The organism is Marinobacter sp. 1_MG-2023 (assembly GCF_030549045.1).
Classification (GTDB): domain Bacteria; phylum Pseudomonadota; class Gammaproteobacteria; order Pseudomonadales; family Oleiphilaceae; genus Marinobacter.
Genome location: NZ_JAUOST010000010.1, coordinates 97,649 through 106,574, shown reverse-complemented (window position 1 = coordinate 106,574; position 8,926 = coordinate 97,649). Strand labels below are relative to the sequence as shown.

At 48.8% G+C, this 8,926-nt stretch carries 11 protein-coding genes; 10 read left to right on the top strand and 1 reads right to left on the bottom strand.

Features of this window, described 5'->3' with window-relative positions; all coding sequences use genetic code 11:
* Positions 1-123: 123 nt before the first annotated feature.
* The 9 genes from Q4606_RS17790 to Q4606_RS17750 all read left to right on the top strand — a co-directional run bounded on the left by Q4606_RS17790 (position 124) and on the right by Q4606_RS17750 (position 6,681).
* Positions 124-402, top strand: coding sequence for a hypothetical protein (locus Q4606_RS17790; RefSeq protein ID WP_303608308.1), 279 nt, complete (start codon positions 124-126; stop codon positions 400-402).
* Between the two features lie 32 nt (positions 403-434).
* On the top strand, positions 435-809 hold the full coding sequence (locus Q4606_RS17785; protein ID WP_303608307.1) for a Rap1a/Tai family immunity protein: 375 nt from the start codon (positions 435-437) through the stop codon (positions 807-809).
* A gap of 121 nt (positions 810-930) precedes the next feature.
* Positions 931-1,458 (top strand): hypothetical protein, encoded by a 528-nt coding sequence (locus Q4606_RS17780; RefSeq protein ID WP_303608306.1) that lies wholly within the window; start codon positions 931-933, stop codon positions 1,456-1,458.
* A 106-nt stretch (positions 1,459-1,564) separates the two neighbouring features.
* The gene (locus tag Q4606_RS17775; RefSeq protein WP_303608305.1) at positions 1,565-2,251 is read left to right on the top strand and encodes a hypothetical protein; all 687 of its coding nucleotides are present in this window, start codon (positions 1,565-1,567) and stop codon (positions 2,249-2,251) included.
* Positions 2,252-2,380: 129 nt separating this feature from the next.
* Positions 2,381-3,238 (top strand): hypothetical protein, encoded by an 858-nt coding sequence (locus Q4606_RS17770; protein WP_303608304.1) that lies wholly within the window; start codon positions 2,381-2,383, stop codon positions 3,236-3,238.
* Between the two features lie 76 nt (positions 3,239-3,314).
* On the top strand, positions 3,315-3,701 hold the full coding sequence (locus Q4606_RS17765; protein ID WP_303608303.1) for a hypothetical protein: 387 nt from the start codon (positions 3,315-3,317) through the stop codon (positions 3,699-3,701).
* Positions 3,702-4,200: 499 nt separating this feature from the next.
* Positions 4,201-4,830: a LysE family translocator gene (locus tag Q4606_RS17760; protein WP_303608302.1), complete on the top strand. Its 630-nt coding sequence runs from the start codon at positions 4,201-4,203 to the stop codon at positions 4,828-4,830.
* A 133-nt stretch (positions 4,831-4,963) separates the two neighbouring features.
* Positions 4,964-5,293: a multidrug efflux SMR transporter gene (locus tag Q4606_RS17755; protein WP_303608301.1), complete on the top strand. Its 330-nt coding sequence runs from the start codon at positions 4,964-4,966 to the stop codon at positions 5,291-5,293.
* 176 nt (positions 5,294-5,469) lie between these two features.
* Positions 5,470-6,681 (top strand): FAD-binding oxidoreductase, encoded by a 1,212-nt coding sequence (locus Q4606_RS17750; protein WP_303608300.1) that lies wholly within the window; start codon positions 5,470-5,472, stop codon positions 6,679-6,681.
* Positions 6,682-6,748: 67 nt separating this feature from the next.
* On the opposite strand, the gene Q4606_RS17745 is transcribed toward Q4606_RS17750, so the two are convergent.
* On the bottom strand, positions 6,749-7,912 hold the full coding sequence (locus tag Q4606_RS17745) for a YbfB/YjiJ family MFS transporter (protein WP_303608299.1): 1,164 nt from the start codon (positions 7,910-7,912) through the stop codon (positions 6,749-6,751).
* 110 nt (positions 7,913-8,022) lie between these two features.
* On the opposite strand from Q4606_RS17745, the gene Q4606_RS17740 reads away from it, so the two are divergent.
* Positions 8,023-8,889, top strand: coding sequence for a LysR family transcriptional regulator (locus Q4606_RS17740; protein ID WP_303608298.1), 867 nt, complete (start codon positions 8,023-8,025; stop codon positions 8,887-8,889).
* Positions 8,890-8,926 lie beyond the last annotated feature (37 nt).

The window sequence follows — 8,926 nt, the reverse complement described above, 5'->3', positions numbered from 1 at the left end:
CTGGGCTACCAATCCCCGGAGGATTATGAAAAGCTCAGTGCATAAAGTGTCCATCAAAGTGGTACAAGATCACGCCGCAAAGCCAAGCGTTAAAAGCTCATAACATCAATCATAGGTGCAGCCATGGAATTTGATTACCGCGCAGACGACGATTCTGGACTCATGTATTTCGGCGACTATGAGCCCGGAACGAGCCTGTCGCAATCTATCGAGCCAGGTGATGAGGTAACACTCAAGGTTGGTGGAAGTAGAGTCAATGTCACCGTCGGTACCATCAACGGTAATGCTTACGAGGGTTCTGTAAGCCGGTTCATTGATGACCCAGATGCACTCGATGATCTAGACGTCGGTGATGACGTGGAGTTTTTCCACTCCAATATCTGGGCTAGGCATCGGAGTTAGTAAGCATTTAACAGCTGTTAAAGGGAACTATTATGTACTGGCGAATTGTCATTCTCTTGCTCATGGTTTCGAGCTCTTTTTTTGTAAAAGCGAATTCCATTCAGAATAATGGGAACAGCTTGTTAAAAGAGTGCGGGGCCTTTCTCCATCTCTTGGATAAGGGGGCAGGCAATAAAGATCCGTATGGCGCAGGTATATGTGTTGGCTATGTTCAAGGAGCTACTGATTTCAATTTCGTGCAGGCAGCTACCAAAGGTGAAGGTAACTTTTGTATACCGCAGGAAGTCGCCTTTGGACAAAAGGTACGAGTACTTGTGAAATATCTCCGAGATAATCCCGCAACTCTCCATGAGCCACAGGTTCTACTGGTTATCAAAGCGTTTCGCGAATCGTTTCCATGCCAGTAGATTTAGTGCCGGATTTTGGGCCTTTTAACAAATCAATTAAGTTCGTTCCGGCCTGCGGCCTCCACCGGACGCCCCTGTCGGGCCGCCGCTTATTTCAGCGTTAAGTTTACGGAGTTCGGAAATGTTCGACGCTATCAAGGAAGATCTTCCCAACTTTCCAGATGATGTAATCAGAGATTGGATTGAGCCGTTTGCTCAAGATGAGGGTTGGCCTCCTACTGCTGAAAGATGGCGGTACCTTCTCAAAGAAACAGACTTAGACCGCTGGCGTTCGGTTAACTGGGAGCTAAGAGATCAGAACTTCTCTGAGCTAGTGTTGAGCCCGAGTTGTACCGCTTCGCTTGGGGCCATGCTACGAGCTTATGTTGGCGGGGAAGACAATGAATATTCTCGAGCATTGGGGGAGAGGGGAAAGGAGCGCTTTCACGTTCAGCTTCATCACCTTATCGATCACGGTTTGTTCCCGTCGCCTCCAGTGTTGGTCGATCATGGAGAAGGTCTAGAGATCATGGATGGCAATCACCGAATAGCAGCCCTATGTGCGTGGTCCCAGTGGAAAGATAACGCCAACTTTCTAGAAAAGCTCGGAAAGGAACCAAAGCCACTACAGGCTCTCCAGCCTGTATGGATTGGAGCATTCGAAACTTAACCAGTGCATTAAATACGTTCCGGCCCAAAGGGCCTCCACCGGACGGCTTTTTCTCCGCTTCGCTGCGCAAAAACCGCCGTTTAAGCAGGCGTTAGGCAAGACCAGTATGGAGCAAATAACAAACTTCGGAGATCAGCGTACGCTAGCTTACTGTGCCTTCTGTGGCGGCAAAACTGGTACCAGGGATCACTGCCCATCACGAGTTTTCCTTGATCAGCCTTTTCCAGAAAATTTGCCTGTAGTGCCTGCTTGCGTTGAATGTAATAGCAGCTTTTCCATAGATGAGGAGTACTTGGCGTGCCTAATTTCGTGCGTGCTAGCTGGCTCTACAGATCCAGATAAAATTGGTCGTGAGAAAATTGCGAAGATTCTTAAGAGAAAACAGGCTCTCCGTTCAAAGATTGAATCTTCTATATCTGTGGTAGAAGGCAACACGATTTTCGAACCAGAACACAATCGTGTAAAAGCAGTATTAACTAAGCTTGCTCAAGGGCATGCGCTATTTGAGCTTCATGAATCAGTTGCTCGCGAACCTGACGATATTTCCGTATTTCCCATGCTTGCGCTGACAGAACAACAGCGTATGGATTTTGAGCAGCCAGTTGCCGCTGAAGTTTGGCCGGAAGTAGGGAGCAGAGCGATGCAACGAATGTTAACCGGCCAAGATACGGATCAAAGTGGTTGGATTGTCGTTCAGCCCAACATGTATCGCTATGTAGCATCGGCAGTCGGATACATTGAAGTGCGGATCGTAATAAACGAATACATTGGGTGCGTAGCGCAGTGGGAATGAGTAAGGCAATGCCTAACCAGGCCAAGCACGGCGACAGCTTTTTCGGTGCGGCTTCGCCTCCACTACAAAGCTGCGCGTGTTGGCGGCGTTATAAGGGGGCTTTAGCAAGGAAGCCTAAGAAGGATATCTATGATTATTCAAAGGTATATGGACCTTCCAAAGTTTGTAGGCCTTGTTCAGACAAGGTCACTCTATTTCGCAAAAATGTCCGCCTTTGAGGATGCATTAGAAGGTGGCTTGACGGTTGATGATTTCTTTAAGACATCGAACGCTCCTGCACACATTGATTTGGCAATTAACGATATTTGGCCTCGTGCAGCAGAAACTGCTGATGAGCGAGCCTCTCGGCTTAAGAGTTCAAAATTAGCTCAAAGCGAAGTTAGTGCGAGGCAATTTCCAACACCGTTTGGATCTTATCCTCGCGATGATGCAGAGCGATTGTTTCCGGCCTGCAGAGAATGGATATACGTAAGCTGTTGGCACCAGTCAGAGTATGAATGTGCAGCTATGTGGCCGCTATACGGTCGTGATAAAAACTCTGTGTGTATCTTTTCAACTGATGAACAGTTAAAAGAAGCCATCGCCCCGGATGCTTCATATGACAGTCTAGAGATTGAGCGAGTAAAATACGTTTGTCACATCAACGATAGTTTCTCAGGCAATTCACTAGACCCATTCATAGCCAAATCAAAGCCATACGCTTTTGAGCGAGAGATGAGAGTCGTGGCTTGGAATTCTGACTTAGATCTCTCGACGTTACCTAAAAACGAAAACTCGGGCCTTTTACTCGGAGTGGACCTGGGACAACTGATTCAAAAATTGGTTGTCTCGCCACATGCAGATCCTTGGTTTAAAAATATAGTTAAAAAGCTATGTGAAGACGCTCGAGTGAGTGTAGAAGTCGAAGATTCCGCAATCCGAATGGAGCCTGTGTCCGACATTTACCAGGCAATGTCTTATAACCAATCACGGAAGCCGGACGCGTGAGACGCGCCGCTTCGTTTTCGCGTTATGTTTCATCGCAGGACCGGTTTACACTCTGAATCATGTCAAAGAGAGATAAATGAGCATTATTCCATTGTTTGGAGGGGTTATTTTTAGCGCGTTAGGTATTTACATATGCTACGACTACCGACGCTTCAACAAGAAAGCACTTAAAATTAAAGGCAGAATTCTTCGTTATGAGGAATACATTTCTAAAGATACTGATAACATTAAGAGGAAGGTTTATAGGCCCTTTTTTGAGTTAACAGTTAATGGCTCTACCTATGTTGTTAAATCTAAAACTTCATTTCATTCAAAAATCATTCCCGTAGGTCACCATGCAGATATTCTATACCAGAAAGGTGATGAAGAAAATGCTCGCTTAGCCAAAGGTAATGGTGACGGGTTAGGTATTTTATTTATAGCCCTCTCTTTACCAGCATATTATTTTGGGCTGTTTCATTAATATATATTTTTACCTTGGAAGTAAAGAAACAAAACAATGAATTTAACAGGACAAAAAATAGTTGATTTTTCTACTGCGCCACAAATTTTAACCAACTGATTCTTTCCCGTTAATGGGGTGTTATGTTTTCTAGGTGATGAATATGAGCTGGCAATACATAATTCTTCTGCCTTGGATTCTAGTGTTGCCGACCGGACTATTCTTGATACTCTGGCACAACTATCGCGTTAACTCGGGCTTGTGCCCTTCTTGTGGCGCGCCGTTAGAAAGAGGCGCCGGCTGCTCTGTATGTACAGATGCCGGGAAGCCTTCATTTTTTAAGGCTGTCGCTGCTAGCTGTCTTTGTCATCTGGATGCTTGTTAGTTTTTCAGTATTACGGAGGTTCGCTCTATAATGAGTGAGCAAATACATAACAAGCCGTCGCAGTTTGCGCCTGTCGGCGCCGGACTCGCTACGCTCGCCGCTGCAAAGGGGCGTTAGCTTTCTGGAGGAACTTTCGTGGTACTTGAATCATGGTTTGCGTTCGTTATTGCATCGGCAGTTCTGCTTGTTATTCCCGGTCCCACAATCCTCGCAGTTATAAGCTATTCCATGGCTCATGGTCGCCAAGCCAACATACCATTGGTGATTGCCGTTGCACTCGGCGATTCAACCGCGCTATTCGCGTCTATTATAGGGTTGGGTGCCTTGTTCGCAATATCGGCTTTCTGGTTCACAGTAGTCAAAGTGGCTGGCGGTATGTACTTGCTCTACCTTGGTATCAAGTTGTTTCGCTCAGGCCTTTTGGTGGCTGAAACCGTCGCTCTGGATTTTGCCTCTTCGCGTTTGAAATTGTTTGCTAACACCTATCTTGTTACTGCGCTCAATCCAAAGGGCATCGTTTTTTTCGTAGCATTCTTGCCGCAGTTCATCACTCCGGGAGCAAACAGCACATCGCAATTGTGGCTGCTCGCTGTCACCTTCGTTACGTTGGCGACGATAAATGCCACGCTGTACACCGTTTTCGCATCATCTGCTCGCCGGTTGCTCTCATCTGCCAAGGCACAGCGGAGGTTTAATTTTGCGGGTGGTGCGTTACTCTCAACAGCAGGGGTCTGGGCATTGTTCGCCAAACGTCCGACTATATAAAAGCTAACAATCCGCGTCACGGGGATGGCCTTTACGTCGCTTCGCTATGCAAAGGCCACTGATCTTTCACCTCTTTAGTGGACGGTCATTTACCGCACTGTTGAGCAAAGCGTTATACACAGCGAGGAGCGTAATGAGTTATTTATATTTGGCTATAGCTATTGTCGCTGAAGTTGCTGGTACAGCAGCTCTGAAATCCTCAGAGGGATTTACTAATTTGTTGCCCAGTATTGTTGTTGTCGTGGGTTACAGTATAGCCTTTTACTTTTTATCATTGGTGCTTAAAACTATTCCGGTTGGCGTCGCATATGCTATTTGGTCTGGAGCTGGAATCGTTCTAATCTCGGTTGTCGGTTTGGCTATATTTGGTCAAAAGTTAGATCTTCCAGCAATAGTTGGTATGGCCCTTATAATTACCGGAATTGTAATAATGAATGTGTTTTCCTCTTCGGTTCAACACTAATGCATACAAGGCCATTAAGGTTGTTCCGGGCCGGTGGGCCCTACACCGGACGCCCTTGCCAGGGCGCCGCTTATGGCTCGCGTTAAAAATCCCCAAACATCCATATTCAGCCCCCTTCACAAGAACCTATACTGCATACACCCCTCTCCCATTCGCCCTCTAAAAAGGATTACGACATGGACCTCAAAAGCGGTTACCCCTTCTGGGCCATCAAAAATGGCCTCATGTGCGCTTTCCCCCAGCTCAAGGCGAATATCAGCTGTGATGTGGTGGTGATAGGAGGCGGTATTACCGGGTCGTTGATCGCTGACAATCTGGGTAAGAACGGTTTTGATGTGGTGGTGGTTGAGCAGCGCGATATCGCCTGGGGCAGTTCTGCTGCGAGCACGGCATTGTTGCAGTACGAAATTGACACCCATATGGCCGATCTGGCGCGGATGTACGGCGAGTTCCATGCGGTGGCAGCTTACAAGGCCTGTGCCGCCGCGATCACGGATCTGCGGGATCTTGCTGATGAATTGGGTGATGTGGATTTCGGCATGCGGGAAAGCCTGTACTTCGCCAGTAAACGTAGCCACAAGGCCGAGCTGCGAGAAGAGTACGATCTGCGAATAAAGCATGAGTTTGACGCTGAGTGGCTTGATGCGGGTGGCGTGAAGGAGCGCTTTGGCTTCAAGGCGCCTTGCGCGATTCTGACCAAATTGGCGGCCCAGGTTGATCCATATCGTATGGCTTCCAAGCTGCTCCTCCGGCTGGCAGAACGCGGCGGCAGGGTGTTTGATCGCACGGTTATTCATACCATCGAACCATCGGAAGACAAGGTGACTCTGCAAACACCGGAAGGTTTCAAAATTCAGGCCAGGCATGTGGTGATGGCCGCTGGATATGCCTCGCAGAAATGGCTGAAGCAGTCGGTGGCGAAGAACCGCAGCAGTTATGCCTTTATTACCGACCCGATAGAAGAGTCAGCCCTCGGCCCCTTAGCGTCCACTATGATGTGGGAATCAGCCAGGCCTTACCTGTACATGCGCACGACGGGCAATGGCCGGCTTCTGGTCGGTGGAGATGACGACGATATCGACATCCCGGCGCGTCGGGACCGACGGGTGGATAGCAAGGCCAAAGGTTTATGCAAGAAGGTCAGGAAACTGTTTCCGGACCTGCAGATGCGCCCGGCGTTTTCCTGGGGCGGCACGTTTGCAGAAACCAAGGATGGCCTGCCTTTTTTCGGCGAGCATCCGCAGTATGGTCCCAGGGTGCAATTCGCTCTCGCGTACGGCGGTAACGGTATCAGCTACAGTATGATTGGTGCGGATTTACTGAGGGCCAATATCGAAGGCCGCTTGCATCCCTTGGCAGGCTTATTCGGTTTTTCGCGGGTAGGCTAGCTGTGACCTACCGGGGTACATGCCTGGTGGGGCGTTGCCTTAGGAAATAGGATTCAGTAATCCCGCCTCATACGGGGAGTCTTTCCAGGCGCACCAATCCCAGCAAGAAGGTAACACCTATAATCATGATTCCCGCTGAAAAGTATAATCCAAGGTTGTAGCTGCCAAACGCTTCAGTAAGGTACCCGGTAAAGGCGGGCGCGATGATTTGAGCCGCTCCATAAGCCAGTGTCATTACGCCCATAAATCGGGCTGGATTGCTTGGGAAGAACTTTCCAGCCATGGTGAGTACCAGGCTGACACAGGCAATAAAGGTTCCGCCAAACAGGAATGCACTTAACAATAACGCCGTTAAGCTGTCATCAATGGCGGGCAGAATAATACCAACCACCTGAAGAATGTAAGCCGCCAGGAGTGCATAAAGATAGCCGGTTCTTCTCGCAATTCTGTCCCACACCAGTGTCGCTGGCATGGCGGCAATCCCTACCAGCAAAAACGCCAGTGTCCCCTGCCCCTCCAGCCCCTTTGTTCTTTCTACAATGTCTACAATGAATGTGGAGCTGACAGCGTATCCGTACCCGGCACAAAAATAAGCAAGCATCATGAGCGTGGTAAACGCCCGGCCCGGGGGGTTATCTTTTGTGGTCGTTACGTCCTGCCCATCCACCAGAGGGTGTGGAATCCATAGCCATGCGGGAATAGCGACAACGCCTGCCATCACGGCCAGCGCCAGCCACTGTTGCTGCCAGTTGGCCGACAGAGTCAGCATTACTTCAACTAAAACGGATGTGGCTATGATGCTCACACCGATACCGGCGAAATGAATGCCTAATTCAGCGCGATGATCATTCTTCACCAGCCATTTCAGAATCAGGCCGGATGCAATGATAAGGCCCCCGGATGCACAAACCCCGGCAATGAATCGTAATACAGCCCAGGCAACAACATCCGTTGTCATCACCATGGCGGCTGACGTGCCTATGCTTAACAGAAGATAGGCCCTGTGCAGATTGTATTTGTAGTTGAGGTTGTTCAGCCTCGATGCAAGCAGCACCCCGGCCATGTACCCCATAAAATTAGTGGTCGCCAGCCAGCCACCACCTACTTCGGTGAGGCTTGCCCCGCTCTGCATGATGGGCAGTACAAGACTGTAGGAAAGACGGGCCACGCCAACGGTTACGATCAGGCTGCAGATTCCGGCCAGGTAGACTCGAGTCCGTGTAAGCTCCATCAAGATTCCCACCATGCTGTTATTAAATGATTTTCAGCAAAGATTACTCCCGTCTGCTAATCTTAAATATTGAATTATCAAGAACATTTATTTCTTTTTAAGAGAACTGTATGGAAATCCTGGCATTGAAGACCTTTAAAACGCTGGTCGATGAAGGTGGCATCAAAGGCGCAGCAGATAAGCTTCATACGGTTCAGTCGAACATCACCAGTCGGATTAAAAAGCTGGAAAGTGAGCTGGATACCAGGCTGTTCACCCTGGCAGGCAGAAAGCTGCAGCTAACCCCCAGCGGGCAACAGCTCTACAAGTATGCGGACGAGATTCTGGAGCTGGAGTACCAGGCTAAATCTGCCATTTTGCGTGATAAAGGTAACTATGAGTTAAGGGTGGGAATGCCAGAAACATTTGCAGCGGTTCACATGCCTTTAGCACTCAAGCAGCTCAAACAGGATTACCCGAATATCCAGACCAGGATCTTTACGGACACCAGCGACAGGCTCGTAGGTGCCGTGTTGAACAACAAGGTGGACTGCGCCGCCATAGGCAATGCACCCGCCCATGAAAAGCTTTGTGTTATTCCTATTGTGAATGAAGAACTGGTTATGGTGACCCCTGCGGGAAGCCATTATGACCCTGTACTCTTTGTGCGCGAAGAAGGTTGCGGTTACAGGAACCATGCGCTTTTATGGCAGCAAAAAGTAGGACGCATCAGCGATGAACTCATGATCATGAGCAGTGCGGATGGGGTTTTGGGCTGTATCTCGGCCGGTTTGGGTTACACCATTATTGGCAAAAATATGGTGGTCGGAAGCCGATATGAAAAGTCTCTGGTGATGACGCCCGTGACACAGGGTCCAAAGCATGTTCAGCTATCTATCGTTTACCGAAAAGGCAGCCCCCTGGAAGCAGGCACGCTGGCACTTGCGGACATTTTCACAAACAGGGGCCAGTTAGAGCCTGCCCTCTGCAATTTTTAGGCGCAGGTTTTACCGGGAGAATACTAATCTCAATGAA